The following is a 17627-nucleotide window of genomic DNA, read 5'->3' as shown; positions in this document are numbered from 1 at the left end:
GGAAACATACAAAAAAACAGCGTGTGCGAAAGTGTCTTGTTACTATCAATGGATAGCGTTTTAAAAAAACATTTAAATAAACGTATCGAGAATGGTGTTTTTCGTTGAAACTGGCTGATGCGATAGGGTTATTTTCAACACGTTTGACTCAGGGAACCATTATAACTGTTAAGGAAGACTTATGACCAATGCAACGATTCACACAGTGACTATTAATAAGGCCGATATCGCCAGTGGCGACATGAAATCTTACAAGCAAGATGATGACAGTATCATTTTAATTACCCGCGACGATGATGAGTTTCAGGCGTTCGATGGTAAATGCCCGCACGCAGGTGCAGATTTAGGCACAGGATTACGTTGTGGCAATCGTGTGGTCTGTCCTTGGCATCATGCGACTTTTGATAGTCGCGATGGAACGCTATTAGAGCCAGTCGCGACAGTAGGATTGACTCAATATGAAGTGACCGATAATGGCGATAGCTTGACGGTGAATACTTCAGCGAAGATAGACAAAAAGATTGCAAATGATAAGCTTATCGAGACGCATACTCTCATCGTGGGCGGCGGCGCAGCAGGTTTTATGACGGCGCATCAGCTGCGTAACACTGGCTATGGCGGCAAAATCACCTTGATTAGTGCTGATGATAAAGCCCCTTATAACCGTCCATTATTGTCCAAAGCATTTTTAGCGGGCAATATGCCTGAAGAGAAGCTTCTACTAGGCGGTGCAGATTGGGCGAGCAAACATGATATTAAGTTGCGATTGAATCAAACTGTCAGCGAAGTATTGCCCAATGAACGTACCATTATCATTAAAGATAAAAATGGTCGTAGTGACAGACAAACTGCTGATTTCTTAGTGGTTGCAACAGGCGCTGAGCCAAAGATTCCTCCCCTTAAAGGGGCAGAGCTTGATGGCGTTTATACGCTGCGCAGTATGGATGATGCCAAATTGATAAAAGCGGCCAGTCATGACCAGCGTGTGGTGATTATCGGTACTGGCTTTATCGGTATGGAGGTCGCTTCCGCATTGGCACAAGCAGGCACGACGGCTTCTATTACCGTCATCGGACAAGATCATCGGGTAATGGGAAATATCGTCTCCGAAACCGTCAGTAATGCGCTGATCAAGCTGCATGAAGAAAAAGGCATTCAGTTTGTTGTTGATGCCACGGTCAATGAAATCACTGAGGTCAAAAGGGTTGTTAATCCGTCTGAGAATGAAGAAGAAAACCAAACCTTTTTACAAGTGGGCGGTGTCACGCTGGCGAACGGTGAGCAAGTTGATGCAGACATCGTGATTTTGGGGACTGGCGTAGCACCACGTATAGAACTGTTCGAAGAAGTAAACGCGCCAGATGGCGTGCAAGTGGATGAGCATTTACAGCTGCGTGATGGGGTTTATGCCTTGGGTGATATTGCAAAAGCTTCTGGGCAAATGGGGCGCATGCGCATCGAACATTGGCGTGTGGCTTTGCAACATGGCTTAGTGACTGCGGCTGCGATACTAAATGATGATAGTGTCAGCTCGCTCGCCGCGCGCATCCCTTTCTTTTGGACGATGCAATATGGCAAAAGCCTACGCTACAGTGGACATGCCGCGACACCTGATCATAATATCTTGTTTGGTTCGCCAGATACGTTAGATTATATCGAATACTACTTTGATGATGATGGGGAAGACACACGTGCTAGTGCGGCTAGCACTTTAGGGCATGATAAAGAATTGGTTGCCTTTTCTGAACTGCTCCGCCGTGGTCATGCACCAACGCGTGCACAGCTTCAGGCAGGATTTAATATTATCGACCAAGCGCAGGTATTATCGCCCTAGTACTCAAGATGGATACATATTACTATTAAGGCTGACCTATCGATTTGGGTCAGTTTTTTTAATACAAACAAGGAAAGGAAAAATTATAATATGAATAAAAACACTATAGGTAAAAATTACTTGGATAGAGAGTCTGTATTTTTGCGACAAGCGCAAGCCGATGATATTGATGCACTTGAGCAATTATTGAACTGCTGCTATCGCGAGACCGCAGGTTGGACCAATGAGGCGGATTTAATTGGTGGTATTCGAACCACGTCAGCCGAGCTCGCTGCCGTAATTAATGACCCTAATCACTATTACTTTGTCTATCCAAAAACGACAACGGGCGACCGTGATGGAGAGGAAACGGGTGAGATACTCGGTTGTATCGCTGTCGATATCAAAACCGATGCTGACTCAAATAACAAAGCCTACATCGGCATGTTTGCAGTAGATCCAGAGTTGCAGGGGCATGGCGTTGGCAATGTGATTTTGCAAGCGGCAGAAACCTTTGCTACTCGTCATCTACAGTCAGATGGGCAAGCAGCTGATAAAAACACTGCGCGTTTGACCATGTCTATTTTAAGTCATCGTCCTGAGCTGTTGGCTTACTATCAGCGCCGAGGTTATGAGCTAAATGGTAATAAAATGCCATTTCCAAATGACGGCAATAATGGCGAGCCAAAGCGTGAAGATTTAGAATTATTGGAGTTAGAAAAAATGGTTCATTAAAGAATATTGAATGTTTAAAGGCTGATTTTATTAACCCCAAAAATGACCAAAGGTCATAAACAGCCCAACACTTAGCAAGATAAATGCCACGATAATTAAGCGCTTGAACCAGTTAAAAGCGGGCAAGCGCGTGGCATTGTCATCAGACATCAGATAGGCAAACAAAAATAACAAACTTGCTGCCAAGGTCATAATTCCCAGACCAATCGGTAATATAAAAAAGTACACCTGCCACACAGTTATCTCGCAACGGTTTTGAATACCACATCATAGCAGTATCGTGAATGCACTGTCAGTATACACCGCACGTTAATTCCTTCATCTCATTAGATTATTAAAGCTATTCATCATAAATCCAAACTTGTACTCTAAAATTAAGTTGGGTATTTAGAAGTAATTCTGTATAGTGAAGTAACATTATAGACACATTGAGATTGAGATGACTAATCTGAAAAAACTGGCAGTCATAGCATTACTAACACCGCTATTTGTCGCATGCTCTAATGCACCTTCTGAAAGCACGGTTGAAGCGTTAATCGAGGCACAATACGAGCAAGCCAATAGTATGATGGACGATGCGATGGCGAACGCAGGCAATGATGAGATGGCAAAGGCGATGAGCGGCATGATGGAGGGTATGATGCCAAAGCTTGAACGCGTCGAGAATATCAACTGTGATACTGTTGAGGGCGACAATACTTATATGTGTACCGCTGATATCACTCAGACAATCGCGGGGGAGAGCCGCACTAACAAGACCAATTTCAAGGTTTATCAAGTGAACGATGAATGGGTATTAGGCAATTAAAGCAGAGCTATATTTTTTAAAGTTACTCATAATAAAATCATCAGAACTTTCAAGTCACATTCACTTTATTCTTAGAGAGATAAAATGCTAAAAAAAATCGCTTTTCTAACGATTACATCAATACTATTTGCTGGTTGTGCTTCTGTACCTACTGAAAATGTCGAAGTATCTAACGTACTCAAGCAAGTGAAAGCACCAAGTACAAACAATGCTGGCCTATATATTTATCGTAGCAATAGTGTGGTGGGTGCTGCTTTGAAGAAAGATGTCTGGGTAGATGATGAGTGTATTGGGGAAACTGCGCGTGGAACGTTCTTTTATCATGAGGTGCTAGGTAACAAAGAGCATAAAGTTTCGACAGAGTCTGAATTCTCACCCAATGATCTAATGGTAATAACCAAAACAGGTCAAAACTACTTCGTCAAACAATATATTAAGCCAGGTCTGTTCGTTGGGGGAGCTGGTCTTAAACTTGTATCTGAGAGTGAAGGTAAAGAAGCTATAGCCGATCTGGAACTAGGTATTAAAGGAACTTGTAGCAAGTAGTTCAAGTCACTATCTATTAAAAAAGGCCATTCTTTATAGAATAGCCTTTTTTTGTGTTGTCCAGTCTGTCTCGTGCTTAACACTTAGCGCATCGTCACAAATTCTTCTGAGCCGGTTGGGTGAATGGCAACTGTATTGTCAAAGTCAGCTTTAGTCGCGCCCATTTTGATGGCGACCGCAAAGCCCTGAATCATCTCATCGACACCAAAGCCAAGACCGTGTAGACCAATGACTTTTTCCTCATCGCCCAAGCATACCATCTTCATCATACACTTCTGACGATGCTGGGTCACCGCGCTATACATAGAGGTAAAGGTCGATTTATAACATTTGATATTTTCTTTGCCATAGCGCTCAACCGCGTCGATTTCAGACAAGCCAATCGTACCAATAGCAGGATGGGTAAAGATAACCGTCGGTATTAACGTATAGTCCAAATGCTCATTAGGCTTGTTGTTAAATAAGCGCTCTGAAAGACGACGACCTGCGGCAATAGCCACGGGCGTCAAATCCACACTGTTTTCGATAATATCGCCGACCGCATAGATGTTCTTAACATTGGTATTCTGGAATTTATCGACTTTGATTTTGTCAATCTCGTTTGTCTCTACGCCTGTCACTTGCAGGTTGATATTGTCTGTCGATGGCGCACGACCAATCGCCCAAATCAAGCAATCTGTCGTGTCTAGGCTGCCATTTTCGGTACACAAAGTCAGACTGCCATCTTCATTTTTATTGACTTCCGTGAGCGTGGTATTGGTATGCAATTGAATACCGTCTTGCTCCATCTCTATCAGCAATGCCTCTACTACACTGTGGTCAAATGAGCGTAGCGGCGAGTGCTGGCGTACATACAAATGCACCTCAGCGCCCAAACTGTTCAACACGCCTGCGATTTCAACAGCGATATATCCAGCTCCCACAATTGCCACGCGTTTTGGCAAGTGATTCAACGCAAAAAAGCCGTCAGAGTCGATGCCGTATTCTGCGCCTTTGATGTCAGGCTGAATCGGGTGACCGCCGGTGGCAATCAAAATATGGTCAGCGGTAATAAGTTCGCCATTCACTTCTACCGTATTGGTATCGACAAATTTGGCAAAGCCTTTGATCACTTCTACGCCATTTTTGGCTAAGTTATTGTCATAAGAGCGATGGATATTTTCGATATATTGTTGACGGCTCTGCACCAGTTTTTGAAAGTCAAAACCTTTAACATCCACATCAAAGCCATAGTCTGGCGCATATTTATGAATCGCCTCGGCAATTTGCGCGCCATACCACATTACCTTTTTGGGAACGCATCCCAAGTTCACACAAGTACCGCCCAACTGGTTGGCTTCGATAATGGCGCATTTTTTGCCATAGCTCGCCGCACGGTTGATTGAAGCAATGCCACCGCTACCGCCGCCAATGGCGATATAGTCATAATGTTTTGTCATGGTTAAGTCTCTTTATTCAGGACGTATTGATGCGTATTGGTGCAATTTTGCCGTCTATTATTTTTTAATTCTGTTGTTTTGAACTCTATTGTAACGGGTATCATTATTAATCTTACAAGGTTTTGCTTATGAGGATGTACCAGTTAGCATCAGAATATAAAAGCATTTAGGCAAAAATAGCCTGATATCTAATAATTCCATTTAAACCCAACTAGACTCATCTAAACTTACTTAAACAATGGCACGTCGTCTATAAAATAACAGTCCCGGAATAGACAAACCCAGTACCAATCCTGAGGTGACAAATAATGCATCAAACAAGTACACCATCATTTGGCTAAATAACTCGTCTGAAAAACCAAAATAACCAATCTGCACCATACTGACCATCGCTTTATAAGCGGCGATACCGGGCATCATACAAATGACACTAGGCGAGATAAGTGCTTTGGGTGGCAAGGTATATTTCTTAGAAAAATACACGCCTAAAAAGCTGGCAAGCATTGCCCCGAAAAAGCTGGCAACCACGAGATGTACATGTTGATAAACGAGAGCAGTCTTTAATCCGAAGCCAAAAGCAGTCATCAGCAAACAAGGCAAAATATAGCGTTTGGGTACGCTAAACATCAGCGTCCAACCAAGGGTAATAATACATGAAAGCACAACGGTTTCAATAAACCACATCTCAAAACCCCCAATGCTGTATGCGAAGCAAAACCAGCGCCATCACGATACCAACGCAAGCAGATAAGGTCAACATATAGGTAAAGACTGCACGCCCAACGCCAATATTGACATAGCCTTTGAGGATATCTGAGAACGAGTTAATCAAAGGAAAGCTCGGCACCAGTAGCAGCACGCTAGAGGCAACCGCAATATCGGCATTATTACCAATATCAAAATAGTAGGTCGTCGCTCCAATTAAAGAAGCAATAAAAGCGGTCACAATGACGGTGATAAAAGGATTAAAGTGGTGTTTGGATAAGTAAATACGAGTGAACATCGCCACCATACCCGCAATAAATGTCACCGCGGTAATAGACCAGCTGCCGCCATTCAGATACGCAAACGCTCCACAAGATGCGCCAACAAACATGCTCACTAGCCACGTTGGGTATACGGTCTTATCCAATTCATCAAAGGCAAGGGTCGTGCGGTCAATCAAATCGGTACTGTCTACGGTGGCTTCGGTTTTATTGATAATTTGCTGAATTTGTACCAATAAATTGACATTGATGCTTTGATTGATCGTGTCTCTGGTGGTGGTGATACAGCGTTCGTCACAGATGGTCGTCAGGGTGATAGCGTTAAAATTCAGAGAACATTCAACGCTGTTCATCCCCAACGCAAGCCCCAAGCGTTTGGACAAGTCCACGACTACGGCAGACTCAGCGCCATACTGCATAAGGAGTAAGCCGCAGCGCACGCATAGTCGAGTAATGCGTTGCTGCTTTACGTAGCTGATAGAGGTCATGGTGAGACACGCAGGTTGGTTGGTATCGATACGCTATTATAAAGGGTCTGGGAGCTGACGCGCAGACATTATCGGACATTATGTTTGATGCTACTATAAATTATAAACTTTTTTGGCAAAGAGAAAATAGAACGTACGGTAGATGCGCGAGTGATAAATGTAGAAAGGGCGTTCATGTAGGTGGAATCTATTGCAGGATGCTCTCTAAGCAGCGATTTTAATTAAAGGAATAAAGTTGTAGGCGTCAAATGGAGGCTGGGAATTGTGATATCAAACAAATAATAGATTATAAAATTAATAGACTTTTGTTTTCTGTAGTGATAATCTCTTCCTCGATAATCTAGACACATTACTTACATGATAATTACATATTGATTGAATTTTAGTTACGTTATCAATTATATATCGTTCTCAATTATATATCGTTCTCAATTAATGTGTTGCAAGACATAGATTTCGATAGTGGAATTTTAAGTCTATCAATTCCTTGCCTTTAGCTTAGCTATTTAACTTAATTGTATTTCTCAACCAGGACGTCTAATGACCACTTTTAATAACATAAAAAATGCTCTATTGCTGACTACTATTACTACTTTAGCAGGGTGTACTACGGTCGCCGATATGGCAGGGTACGATACGGCTACATTAAATACCGATGCGGCTAAAAGCTACTCTCAAGTGGTCTCTAAAGCCAGTAGTCAAGGCGCGGTAGATAATACTTCTGCTACCGCCATTCGAGTGAAAAACGTCTTTAATCGTATGAAGCCCTACGCCGTTCGCGCTAATACAACAGGCGTCCCTTTTGATTGGCAGGTCACGGTTATACGTTCACCTGAATTAAATGCTTGGGCAATGCCTGGCGGTAAGATGGCTTTTTATACCGGTATTGTAGAAAAGCTACAGTTAACAGATGCAGAGATCGCGGCAATCATGGGACACGAAATGACCCATGCGCTATCTGAGCACAGTAAAAAAGATGCTGGGCAAAAAATTCTGACAGGCTTAGCGCTGCAGTTAGGTGGTGCCGAACTACAGTCAAGAACAGGGTTAAGTGATGATGCGTTGGGTTTGATTAGTGACTACGGACTTGATAAGCCATTTTCTCGTAGTCAGGAGTCACAAGCCGATGCGGGTGGTCTACGCTTGATGGCGGAGGCAGGCTACAATCCAGAAGCTGCCGTTGCAGTATGGCAAAAAATGGAGGCTGCCAATGGTCGTAGCAACACCATAGCTACTTTAATGTCTACCCATCCAAACTCTGGGCAGCGTATCGCTAAAATTCAGGCACTTTTACCTGAGGTTACGCCAGTTTATCAAGCGGCTGCGAAAGCACCTGCTAATGCAACTAGTGGGGCAACGACTGGAGTAACGACTAGAACCATTAAACGTAAATAACTCAGTAAATACTCTCAAAAGTAAATGTTATCGAAAAAGGTAAGTCAAACGACTTACCTTTTTTTTGCGAAGAAACATCTAAAATTGGTTGGTTTAAATTTTATCTTAGGTCATGATGTTGGGTGTTGTGAGCTGCGCCTAACATATTGGCTTTGGCAATACGTCAAGCTTCGCGGTATGTGAGAGCGGTGAGCGGGATGACATGACGCTAACGAGTAAGCGTTTTGACAGTTGGGCTGTCTAAATGTGAAGTTGAGTCGTAATGCAGCAAATTGAAGAAAAGCTAGAGTGTATTGTGGATGCGCAGGTGATGAATATTGAGCGGGAGTTTGTTTAAGTTAGGTATGCTTATAGAGAGCAAAGGCTGATTTTAGCTCATACCTTATCTACCCTAAGCTTATGAGTAGTCGCTACAACCGAAGCCAAATAGATTTTTAGAGCAGAAAGCCATAATATCTTTAGAGATTTATGATTGATAAAGGACTAGATGAATGAGTGAAAGAAAAAAAATATTAATATTAGGAAATGGCTTTGATTTAGCTCATTTCCTACCAACAAAATATGAACATTTTATTACTGCAATGCGCGCAGTCGAAGATGCTGATTCAAATGAACATTTATTATTTGATAATATTTTCCATGAGCTGTTAGCAAGTGAAGATTTCTTTCTAAACAGAACTAAAGAAATGTATAAAACTGAAGATGTGAAAATTTCTGTAGAAAGTTTAATACTTTTGAAGGAGAAGCTATCTAATAATGGATGGTTTCAGTATTTCAAAGATTACTTAGATAGCGGCATCGATACATGGATAGATTTTGAAAACGAAATAAAAAACGTTTTAGATATTGTATGCTCTGTATTAGATAAAAATTCAGATAAGAACGAGATGATTGATATAAAATACTATGGAAGTGATTTAAATATCATTGCGGATGAATTTTTTGAAGACTTTAATACTAATAAAAATCACTATCTCAACGTCTTGCTAAAGCTGGGTATTTTACGAAATACATATATATACGAAGATAAAGGAAACTTTATAGAAGTCAATAAATTTGGGTTTGACGATATGAATCAACAATATGGTTACGATCCACTTACCGGATTTGGTAGACCGAGTCCAGCATTTGAAGAACTAAGTTTAAACGATGACTATGTAAAGAAATATAAAGGTAAAACAACTGGTGTCCATATCTATAAAGTAATAGAAAATATGAATTATCACTTATCGTCTTTTATAGATATTTTCTCTAGGTATATTGAATTAGTTGAAAGTTTGGTACCAAGGTCTAAATTGCAAAGACCTAAAGCACTTTGTAATTTAGATGATATCTATAGTTTTAATTACTCATCTACTACTAGTAGATTATATGAAACAGCACATCAAAATTTCCTACATGGTAAAGCAGGCGCTGATAATATTGTTCTTGGAATATCAGAATTAGAAAATGAATTATTAGTTAACCAAAAAGCATATGGGTTTGTTAAATATTACCAAAAACTAGTTAATGACACTAACTATAAATTCCTTTCTGGTAATCAGAGTCTAAATATTTTAGAAAGGAACACTAGAGACGATACAAATTATATGCTTGCAAAGCCATATGAAGTATACATATGGGGTCACTCACTTGACTCATCTGATAGTGACTACATTAAAGAAATTTTTTCTTTTAATAAAACTGTTAGAGTTTCAGTGTATCTAATTGTGTATTACTTTCCATCTCCACATGCACAACTTGCAAATCTAATCTCAATTATGGGTAAGGATATAATTGAAATGTGGATGAAGAAGGGTTGGCTTGAATTCGTTGAAGCGCCTGATATTTATGCTCTTAACAGTACCGAAGGTTATGTTGATAAGTTAAGTAAATATTCAGAAGGAGGTATTTTTGCATAATGAATATTGTTGACTAAAAACGTAGGTTATCAAGTTGTAGTAAGCTGCTAACTTAATCTTATATTAAAACCCAACCCAACAAAAAGGCCACTCCCTAAAGAGTGGCCTTTCATCAATGATCATCTAACAAATACCAGTTATTAGTGACGACCTTGGCCTGCAGGCTTCTCAAACCCTTTTGCACTCATGCATGAATCTATTTTCTTCATATCGCTTTTACTTGGACGACTGTCTTTATTCATTTTTACGCCAGCTCTTTGAGCACAATCATTCATGGCTTGTTTCATGTCTGCTGACATAGCAGGTCTTTGATGGTTGCGATCGTTTGAGCCATTTGATGTACCGTTTGACGCACAGGCACTAATGCCAACAGTAGATGCTAAGACAATGAACAGTAATTTTTTCATAAGAAGTCCTTGAGAGTTTTAGGGATAGGATAGGGGTTAGCTGTGTCAGTGTGTACGTGCTATGGCTTGTTATATGGCTCTTAACCAGATATTTCTATATCGTATGCGTCTACGCATCATATCTAACTATTTAAATATTAATACAATCAACGTTTAAGTATCTTTAATAAAGATTAAGAAAGGTAACGCAACGCGTTATATATATCTTGATGCCTTAATCAAGATATAGTGTGCAGATTGGACAAAGCCTTATATTAGCCAATAAAAAAGGCCACCCTATCAAGAGTGGCCTTTTATCAATCATTCACTAACTTGTATTAGCTGACTTCTTTCATGCCTTGCTCTAGCATCGGCTTTAAGAATATACCCGTGTAGGATTCTGTGCCTTCAGCTACTTGTTCAGGTGTGCCTTCAGCGATGATCATACCGCCACCTTTACCGCCTTCAGGGCCCAAATCAATTACCCAATCTGCCGTTTTGATGACGTCAAGATTGTGCTCGATGACCACGATGGTATTACCTTTATCGCGTAGGGCATGTAGGATATGCAGCAGCTTATCGATATCATGGAAATGCAAACCAGTGGTTGGCTCATCCAAGATATAGAGCGTCTGTCCCGTATCGCGTTTGGCCAGCTCACGCGCTAATTTAACACGTTGCGCTTCACCACCTGATAGGGTCGGTGCAGACTGACCAAGACGGATATAGCTAAGTCCAACATCCATCAGTGCTTGCAGACGACGATAAATCGCTGGAATGGCTGAGAAGAACTCAGTGGCATCTTCTACGGTCATATCTAGGACATCGGCAATATTTTTACCTTTATAGTGAATCTCTAAGGTCTCACGGTTATAGCGCTTGCCTTCACAAGTATCACACGGCACATACATATCAGGCAAGAAATGCATCTCAACCTTGATGAGACCATCACCTTGGCACATCTCACAGCGTCCGCCTTTTACATTGAAGCTGAAGCGACCCGGCTTATAACCACGGGCACGCGCTTCTTGCGTCTGAGCAAACATCTCACGCACAGGGGTAAACACACCGGTATAAGTCGCTGGGTTTGAGCGCGGCGTACGACCAATCGGACTTTGATCGATATCGACCATTTTATCCAAATGCTCAAGACCACTGATGCTGTCATGCTTATCCGCGATGAGCGTTGAGGCATTATTCAATTGCGTCGCTGCCAATGGCATAAGGGTACGGTTGATCAAAGTTGATTTACCCGAACCTGAGACACCAGTCACACAAGTCATAATACCAATGGGAATGGTCAAATCTACATCATGCAAGTTATTGCCTGAGGCACCTTTGAGCTCAATCGTCATCGGAACTTTTTGAGCTTTGGCCTTACCTGTGATTTCAACATCCATCGTCTTGGCTTTATGACGAATGCTTGGAATCTCGATTCTCTTCTTACCAGACATATATTGCCCAGTCAGCGATTCTTTATTGGCCATGATGTCATCGACCGTACCCTGAGCGATAATATGACCGCCATGTACACCTGCACCAATACCGATATCGATGACGTGATCTGCTTGGCGAATGGCATCTTCATCATGCTCAACGACCAGTACGGTATTACCCAAATCACGTAAGCGCGTTAGAGTTTTTAGCAGACGGTCATTGTCGCGCTGATGTAGACCAATCGATGGCTCATCAAGCACATACATCACGCCCATCAGTCCTGCGCCAATTTGGCTAGCCAAGCGAATACGCTGCGCCTCACCGCCTGATAATGTTTCAGCAGAGCGGGCGAGTGATAGATAATCAAGTCCGACACTGACGAGGAAGTTTAAGCGCTCGTTAATCTCTTTAAAGATTTTTTCCGCGACTTCACCTTTATGACCGCCAATCTTGAGCGTTTTATAATAGTCAGCAGCGTCACCGATAGACAGCTTAACGATTTGAGCGATGGTTTGGTCATCGACACGGACATTGCGCGAGATTTCATTGAGACGCGCGCCATCACAGACGTTACAAGTGGTATCAGCCAAGTATTTCGCTAGCTCGTCACGGACGAGATTACTTTGCGTCTTAGCATAACGGCGTTCTAAGTATGGAAGCACCCCTTCAAATGGCACGGTCTTATTGGTTTTACGACCGCGCTCATCAGTAAAATTAAACGTCAGCTTCTCTTTACCAGAACCTTGCATAATCAGGTCTTGCTGTTCTTTTGGCAGATCTTGCCACGGTGCATCCATGTCAATTTTAAAATGATTACAAACGGTCGATAGCAAACCAAAATAGTAGGCATGACGCTTATCCCAACCATTGATCGCCCCTTGATTGAGCGATTTTTCATGATGGGTAATCAGTTTTTCGGCAGAGAAGTACTGACGTTTACCGAGACCATCACAGCTTGGGCACGCACCGTATGGATTGTTAAAACTGAACATACGCGGTTCAAGCTCAGGTACGGCACGATCACAGACAGGGCAAGAGTGCTTAGCTGACATGACTTGATTGTCATCGCCGCCTTCTTTTGGATTGCCATCCATAAAGTGTAGCGTCACCAGCCCTTGACCCAAACGCAGAGCGGTTTCTAAGCTCTCAGCAACACGGTTGCCCAAGTCATCACGAACTTTAAAGCGATCGACCACCACTTCGATGGTATGTTTTTTCTTCTTATCCAACGTCGGTAGCTCATCGGTATCATAGACATCACCGTCGACGCGCACACGGACAAAACCTTGTCCAATCAGCTGCTCAAGCAAGACGGTATGCTCACCTTTACGCTCACGAATCACAGGTGCCAAGATCATAATCTTAGTATCATCTGGCAAGGCCATGACTTGATCGACCATTTCAGTGACCGACTGCGCGACCATTGGTTCACCATGCTCTGGGCAAAAGGGCGTACCAATGCGCGCATAGAGTAGACGAAGATAGTCATAAATCTCAGTAATCGTCCCGACGGTAGAGCGCGGGTTATGGTTGGTTGATTTCTGCTCGATAGCAATCGCTGGCGATAAGCCTTCGATACTATCGACGTCAGGTTTTTCCATTTGCGAGAGGAACTGACGCGCATAGGCCGACAAGCTTTCGACATAACGACGTTGCCCTTCGGCATACAGCGTATCGAATGCCAATGACGATTTACCAGAGCCTGATAAGCCGGTAATTACTACGAACTTGTCGCGTGGAATGTCTAAATCGATATTTTTTAGATTATGAGTGCGTGCGCCGCGAACCTTAATATACTCGTGTGCCATCGGTGTTAGGTTTCCTATTTGCTAAAAGGGGATTGAAAATATCTCAAATTAAAAGCTAAATACAGATCAATAGAATGGTTGGTTAAAAACGTGAATATTTTGTAAGTTTATAATATGGTTATAAATAATATTTTTATAAAGTGTTCATACGTTGATGAAGTGAGAGCTATAGATGCCTAATTTACTGTTTTAATTTTTATTGCTGAGCGATATGCTACTTGGCGTTCATTTTGCTGTTTTCTTATTCTACAGCCTTTGAGGTGATTGGTTTTCGTATGACTAAGCAAATCTAAATCAAATCAATGTTAAGTAGTAGTCATCTTTTGTCATGGTTTTGACCAAAATGTCGTTTTATAGAGGAGTTTGTCATCTAAGCGATCGCTTTAGCTGACGAGTAATAATGTTTATGACGTTTTACTTTATTGTCATGGCGACCGCATTATTCAAGGTGTGATTGCGCATCCGATGCAGTTGGTAACAAAATAATCGCGTAATATGAATGGCTTGGGTTGAGACGGTATAGGAGGCTGCACTCATAAGACAAAAGTCTCGGCACGCAAACGGCGAATGTCTTATACTAGTGGGCTTAATTTGTAGCTAAAGTCTTGATAGCATCACAATAGTATAAGCAGCGCAGTAGTGATAAATCAGCAATGACGAACCAGTGAGGCAAGTATGAATAGCGTAGAAAAACGGGCAATCCTCGGGGTCGGTGGTATATTTGCTTTGCGGATGATTGGTCTGTTTATGATTGTGCCTGTGTTTTCTGTATATGGTGACAATTATGCGCACGCGACGCCGTTTTTGATTGGCTTAGCCGTTGGTATTTATGGCTTAGGGCAGGCGATATTTCAGATACCCATGAGTTTGGCTGCGGATAAATTCCCGCGTAAGCCGATTATCTTTTTAGGACTGATCTTATTTGCCATAGGCGGTATCATTGCGGCAAATGCGACTGATATTTACGAGGTTATCATTGGTCGGGCGCTGGCAGGTAGTGGTGCGGTCTCTGCAGTATTGATGGCATTATTGGCTGATGTAACGCGCGAAGAGATGCGTACCAAAGCGATGGCAACGATGGGCTTGACCATTGCGACTTCTATCATGCTCGCTTTTGCCTTTGGTCCGTTATTGGTTGGCTCGATGGGTATCTCTGGTTTATTTTGGTTGACCTCAGGCTTTGCCGTATTGGCGATGCTGTTATTGTTGTTCGTGCCGACACCGCTACGAGTGCTTAAACACAATTTAGACAATAAATCGATTGGTCAACAATTAGCAACCGTCCTCAAAATCGGCGATTTAAACCGCCTACATATCGGTATCTTTGCTCTGCATCTGACCATGACGGCGATATTTGTGATATTGCCGCATCAGCTTAATGAAGTGATGGGTTTATCGGTACGTCAGCAAGGCTTGGTTTATTTGCCGCTGTTATTCATTGGTTTTGCCGTCGCCATTCCTTTTATTATCATCGCTGAAAAGAAACGCAAAATGCGCCAAGTATTCTTAGGTGCGATTGCGCTAATGACCGCTGCTTTAGCGATATTGGCTATTGGCAGTCAGGTTGGCATTGGTATTATATTAGGTCTGTTATTGTACTTTATGGGCTTTAACTTACTTGAGGCAACGATTCCCTCATGGATATCTAAGCGCGCCCCAGTCGCCAATAAAGCCACTGCTATGGGGCTTAACTCATCCAGCCAGTTCTTTGGTGCGTTTGTCGGTGGTGCGATGGGTGGTTTGTTATTAAGTCAGCCGAATTTTCTGGCGTGGGGTATTTTAGCCGTCATTATGGGCGTGGCACTACTCATTATCATTCCGATTGCTCAGCCGCCTTATCTATCGAGTACTACTGTGACCATCCCTAAAGATATTAATATCCAAGACTGGTCACGCCAAATGCTGGCGGTAGACGGCGTGGATGAGCTGGTCGTGATGGCGAAAGAGCAAGTCGCCTATCTCAAGCTAGACAAGACACAACTGACAGATGACTCGCGGCTGCAGCTATCGAGTTTGGCACAGAGTCCACTAGATATTTAACAAAGGGTATAGACAACGTACTTAGGCGAGTAGAGATAAGGTTGAATAGGCAAAAACTGAGTAGACAACGACTAGATAGACAGCCATTATTAATAAGTAAACGCTAAATCTTTATCTCTATTTAAAAGGAATTAATATGAGTAAGTTTACGATGTTGTCGCACGGTGTTGCGCCTCGAGTAATGGCCAAGCTGGCAATAGGTGCTGGTCTATCAGCCACGTTACTACTCTCAGGTTGCGCCACACAAAATATCCAAGCCTATCAGAACAGCACGCCGACGCTCGATATGCATGAATTCTTCTCGGGTCAAATCGATGGTTGGGGCATGTTTCAAGGTCGCAATGGCGAGGTCAAAAAACGCTTTTACGTCGATATTGATGCCACTCACGAAGGCGATAACGTCATCGTTTTAGATGAGAAGTTCGCATGGGCGGATGGGTCAAAATCACAGCGTATCTGGCGATTGACCAAACAAGAGGATGGTAGCTGGAAAGGCACAGCAGGCGATGTCATTGGCGAGGCAACAGGGAAAGTGGTTGGCAATACCTTGCATTGGAATTACTTGTTAGAGCTACCCGTTGAGGATAAAACCTACAAAGTGAATTTTGATGACTGGATGTATCTGGTCGATAAAGACGTCATGCTCAATCGCTCAGTGATGAAAAAATTTGGCGTAGAGCTGGGTAGCGTCACCTTGAGTATGCATCGCAATAACGAGAGCAATGGTTCTAAATAAGTTTATAAAGGACAGAGTGAGTTGATATAGTCAATCCTTTATAAAAGAGCTACAGCGTTAACCTCGCTTGAAGTATCACATATACATCTGCACTCGGTTGCCTTGTATCTCTTTTAAACTGAATCCACTATAAGTCAGTAACTGGTAATAGTATTAATTCGCTTAATAAAATGGCAAAATAGCAATATCAGGGTTTTTTAAACCTAAAAATTATAATATATATCTAGACGACATAGATTGTCGTCTTTAATAGATAGCTTGTAGATATTCCAATAAAAATTGATTACAGTAAAATCATTAATGAATGCGCTTAGCTGCACAGTCATTAAAGCGATTCATAAAATTATTCATAAGTAAAAGGACGGTATCATGCGCGGAGTTAATAAAGTTATCATCATCGGTAACCTTGGAGCAGACCCTGAGGCACGTCAATTTAATAACGGCGGTAGTGTGACCAATATCTCGGTTGCAACGTCAGAGCAGTGGACCGACAAGCAAAGTGGCGAAAAAAGAGAAGCGACGGAATGGCATCGTATTTCTCTATTTAATCGTTTGGGTGAAATTGCCGCGCAGTATTTGCGTAAAGGCAGTAAAGTTTATATCGAAGGCAGTTTGCGTACCCGTAAATATCAAGATCCCAATGGTCAAGACCGTTATATTACTGAGATTCGTGCTGAGCAAATGCAAATGCTAGATGGTGCGACTGGTGGTCAAAGTGATAATAGCTTTGGCGGTCAAAATCAGGGTCAAGGTGGTGGCTATGGCAATCAAGGTGGTCAAAGCAATCAAAACAACTTTGGTCAGCAAGCAAACAATCAGCCAGCACAGCAAGGCGGTTACAACCAGTCAGCTGCTCAAGGTGGTCAAAACAGCTTTAACAATCAAAGCGCACCTGCTCAGCAGAACCAGTTTAATCAACCTGCGCAAAAGCCTGCACAGTCAAAGCCGACAGCAATGCCAGACGGTCCTGTCGATGATGATATTCCTTTTTGAGGAATACGTAATCTAATAGTGTTGATTAAATCAGATGGGGTCTATATAAATAGACCCTTTTCTTATGTCTAAAGAATAAAAATAGTTTATAATAGATTTGTGAATAAAATACATGA

The 17627-nt window shown here is 42.2% G+C and carries 15 protein-coding genes; 9 read left to right on the top strand and 6 right to left on the bottom strand.

Annotated features, from left to right (window positions below; all coding sequences use genetic code 11):
- The first annotated feature begins 181 nt into the window (after positions 1 to 181).
- On the top strand, positions 182 to 1834 hold the full coding sequence (locus tag Q6344_11680) for an FAD-dependent oxidoreductase (protein ID WLG13254.1): 1653 nt from the start codon (positions 182 to 184) through the stop codon (positions 1832 to 1834).
- A 90-nt stretch (positions 1835 to 1924) separates the two neighbouring features.
- Positions 1925 to 2548: a GNAT family N-acetyltransferase gene (locus Q6344_11675; GenBank protein ID WLG13253.1), complete on the top strand. Its 624-nt coding sequence runs from the start codon at positions 1925 to 1927 to the stop codon at positions 2546 to 2548.
- A 30-nt stretch (positions 2549 to 2578) separates the two neighbouring features.
- Here Q6344_11675 and Q6344_11670 read toward each other — a convergent pair whose 3' ends face one another.
- Positions 2579 to 2740 carry a hypothetical protein gene (locus tag Q6344_11670; protein WLG13252.1) on the bottom strand — a complete coding sequence of 54 codons (162 nt, stop codon included), beginning with the start codon at positions 2738 to 2740 and terminating at the stop codon, positions 2579 to 2581.
- A 247-nt stretch (positions 2741 to 2987) separates the two neighbouring features.
- On the opposite strand from Q6344_11670, the gene Q6344_11665 reads away from it, so the two are divergent.
- Both Q6344_11665 and Q6344_11660 read left to right on the top strand, forming a co-directional pair.
- Entirely contained in the window at positions 2988 to 3356 is a 369-nt protein-coding gene (locus Q6344_11665) for a hypothetical protein (GenBank protein ID WLG13251.1), read from the top strand.
- An 84-nt stretch (positions 3357 to 3440) separates the two neighbouring features.
- Positions 3441 to 3902 carry a DUF2846 domain-containing protein gene (locus Q6344_11660; protein WLG13250.1) on the top strand — a complete coding sequence of 154 codons (462 nt, stop codon included), beginning with the start codon at positions 3441 to 3443 and terminating at the stop codon, positions 3900 to 3902.
- Between the two features lie 83 nt (positions 3903 to 3985).
- Here Q6344_11660 and gorA read toward each other — a convergent pair whose 3' ends face one another.
- The 3 genes from gorA to Q6344_11645 all read right to left on the bottom strand — a co-directional run bounded on the left by gorA (position 3986) and on the right by Q6344_11645 (position 6815).
- Positions 3986 to 5341 carry a glutathione-disulfide reductase gene (gene gorA / locus Q6344_11655; protein WLG13249.1) on the bottom strand — a complete coding sequence of 452 codons (1356 nt, stop codon included), beginning with the start codon at positions 5339 to 5341 and terminating at the stop codon, positions 3986 to 3988.
- Positions 5342 to 5572: 231 nt separating this feature from the next.
- On the bottom strand, positions 5573 to 6025 hold the full coding sequence (locus tag Q6344_11650) for a threonine/serine exporter family protein (protein ID WLG13248.1): 453 nt from the start codon (positions 6023 to 6025) through the stop codon (positions 5573 to 5575).
- A 1-nt stretch (position 6026) separates the two neighbouring features.
- Positions 6027 to 6815, bottom strand: a complete 789-nt coding sequence (locus Q6344_11645; protein WLG13247.1) for a threonine/serine exporter family protein — start codon at positions 6813 to 6815, stop codon at positions 6027 to 6029.
- A gap of 540 nt (positions 6816 to 7355) precedes the next feature.
- Between Q6344_11645 and Q6344_11640 the strand changes: the two genes are divergently transcribed.
- Positions 7356 to 8210, top strand: a complete 855-nt coding sequence (locus Q6344_11640) for a M48 family metallopeptidase (protein WLG13246.1) — start codon at positions 7356 to 7358, stop codon at positions 8208 to 8210.
- Positions 8211 to 8701: 491 nt separating this feature from the next.
- Positions 8702 to 10111 carry an AbiH family protein gene (locus Q6344_11635; GenBank protein ID WLG13245.1) on the top strand — a complete coding sequence of 470 codons (1410 nt, stop codon included), beginning with the start codon at positions 8702 to 8704 and terminating at the stop codon, positions 10109 to 10111.
- A gap of 140 nt (positions 10112 to 10251) precedes the next feature.
- Here Q6344_11635 and Q6344_11630 read toward each other — a convergent pair whose 3' ends face one another.
- Together Q6344_11630 and uvrA are read right to left on the bottom strand one after the other, a co-directional pair.
- The gene (locus Q6344_11630) at positions 10252 to 10518 is read right to left on the bottom strand and encodes a hypothetical protein (protein WLG13244.1); all 267 of its coding nucleotides are present in this window, start codon (positions 10516 to 10518) and stop codon (positions 10252 to 10254) included.
- A 317-nt stretch (positions 10519 to 10835) separates the two neighbouring features.
- Positions 10836 to 13742 (bottom strand): excinuclease ABC subunit UvrA, encoded by a 2907-nt coding sequence (gene uvrA / locus Q6344_11625; GenBank protein WLG13243.1) that lies wholly within the window; start codon positions 13740 to 13742, stop codon positions 10836 to 10838.
- Positions 13743 to 14417: 675 nt separating this feature from the next.
- On the opposite strand from uvrA, the gene Q6344_11620 reads away from it, so the two are divergent.
- The 3 genes from Q6344_11620 to ssb all read left to right on the top strand — a co-directional run bounded on the left by Q6344_11620 (position 14418) and on the right by ssb (position 17511).
- The gene (locus Q6344_11620) at positions 14418 to 15782 is read left to right on the top strand and encodes an MFS transporter (GenBank protein ID WLG13242.1); all 1365 of its coding nucleotides are present in this window, start codon (positions 14418 to 14420) and stop codon (positions 15780 to 15782) included.
- A 136-nt stretch (positions 15783 to 15918) separates the two neighbouring features.
- On the top strand, positions 15919 to 16518 hold the full coding sequence (locus Q6344_11615) for a DUF3833 domain-containing protein (protein WLG13241.1): 600 nt from the start codon (positions 15919 to 15921) through the stop codon (positions 16516 to 16518).
- A gap of 369 nt (positions 16519 to 16887) precedes the next feature.
- Positions 16888 to 17511, top strand: a complete 624-nt coding sequence (gene ssb / locus Q6344_11610) for a single-stranded DNA-binding protein (GenBank protein WLG13240.1) — start codon at positions 16888 to 16890, stop codon at positions 17509 to 17511.
- The last annotated feature ends 116 nt before the right edge of the window (positions 17512 to 17627 follow it).

This window comes from Psychrobacter cibarius, assembly GCA_030686115.1.
Taxonomy (GTDB): domain Bacteria; phylum Pseudomonadota; class Gammaproteobacteria; order Pseudomonadales; family Moraxellaceae; genus Psychrobacter; species Psychrobacter cibarius_C.
The sequence above is the reverse complement of the archived record's forward strand: the minus strand, read 5'-3'. Positions and strand labels throughout refer to the sequence as shown.

Excerpts from the sequence above, each read along its gene's own strand:
- Q6344_11635 (WLG13245.1), top strand. The coding sequence starts at position 8,702 with ATGAGTGAAAGAAAAAAAATATTAATATTAGGAAATGGCTTTGATTTA.
- Q6344_11640 (WLG13246.1), top strand. The coding sequence starts at position 7,356 with ATGACCACTTTTAATAACATAAAAAATGCTCTATTGCTGACTACTATT.
- Q6344_11670 (WLG13252.1), bottom strand. The coding sequence starts at position 2,740 with ATGACCTTGGCAGCAAGTTTGTTATTTTTGTTTGCCTATCTGATGTCT.
- Q6344_11630 (WLG13244.1), bottom strand. The coding sequence starts at position 10,518 with ATGAAAAAATTACTGTTCATTGTCTTAGCATCTACTGTTGGCATTAGT.
- Q6344_11675 (WLG13253.1), top strand. The coding sequence starts at position 1,925 with ATGAATAAAAACACTATAGGTAAAAATTACTTGGATAGAGAGTCTGTA.
- Q6344_11660 (WLG13250.1), top strand. The coding sequence starts at position 3,441 with ATGCTAAAAAAAATCGCTTTTCTAACGATTACATCAATACTATTTGCT.
- Q6344_11665 (WLG13251.1), top strand. The coding sequence starts at position 2,988 with ATGACTAATCTGAAAAAACTGGCAGTCATAGCATTACTAACACCGCTA.
- Q6344_11645 (WLG13247.1), bottom strand. The coding sequence starts at position 6,815 with ATGACCTCTATCAGCTACGTAAAGCAGCAACGCATTACTCGACTATGC.
- Q6344_11680 (WLG13254.1), top strand. The coding sequence starts at position 182 with ATGACCAATGCAACGATTCACACAGTGACTATTAATAAGGCCGATATC.
- Q6344_11620 (WLG13242.1), top strand. The coding sequence starts at position 14,418 with ATGAATAGCGTAGAAAAACGGGCAATCCTCGGGGTCGGTGGTATATTT.
- ssb (WLG13240.1), top strand. The coding sequence starts at position 16,888 with ATGCGCGGAGTTAATAAAGTTATCATCATCGGTAACCTTGGAGCAGAC.
- Q6344_11615 (WLG13241.1), top strand. The coding sequence starts at position 15,919 with ATGAGTAAGTTTACGATGTTGTCGCACGGTGTTGCGCCTCGAGTAATG.
- Q6344_11650 (WLG13248.1), bottom strand. The coding sequence starts at position 6,025 with ATGTGGTTTATTGAAACCGTTGTGCTTTCATGTATTATTACCCTTGGT.
- gorA (WLG13249.1), bottom strand. The coding sequence starts at position 5,341 with ATGACAAAACATTATGACTATATCGCCATTGGCGGCGGTAGCGGTGGC.
- uvrA (WLG13243.1), bottom strand. The coding sequence starts at position 13,742 with ATGGCACACGAGTATATTAAGGTTCGCGGCGCACGCACTCATAATCTA.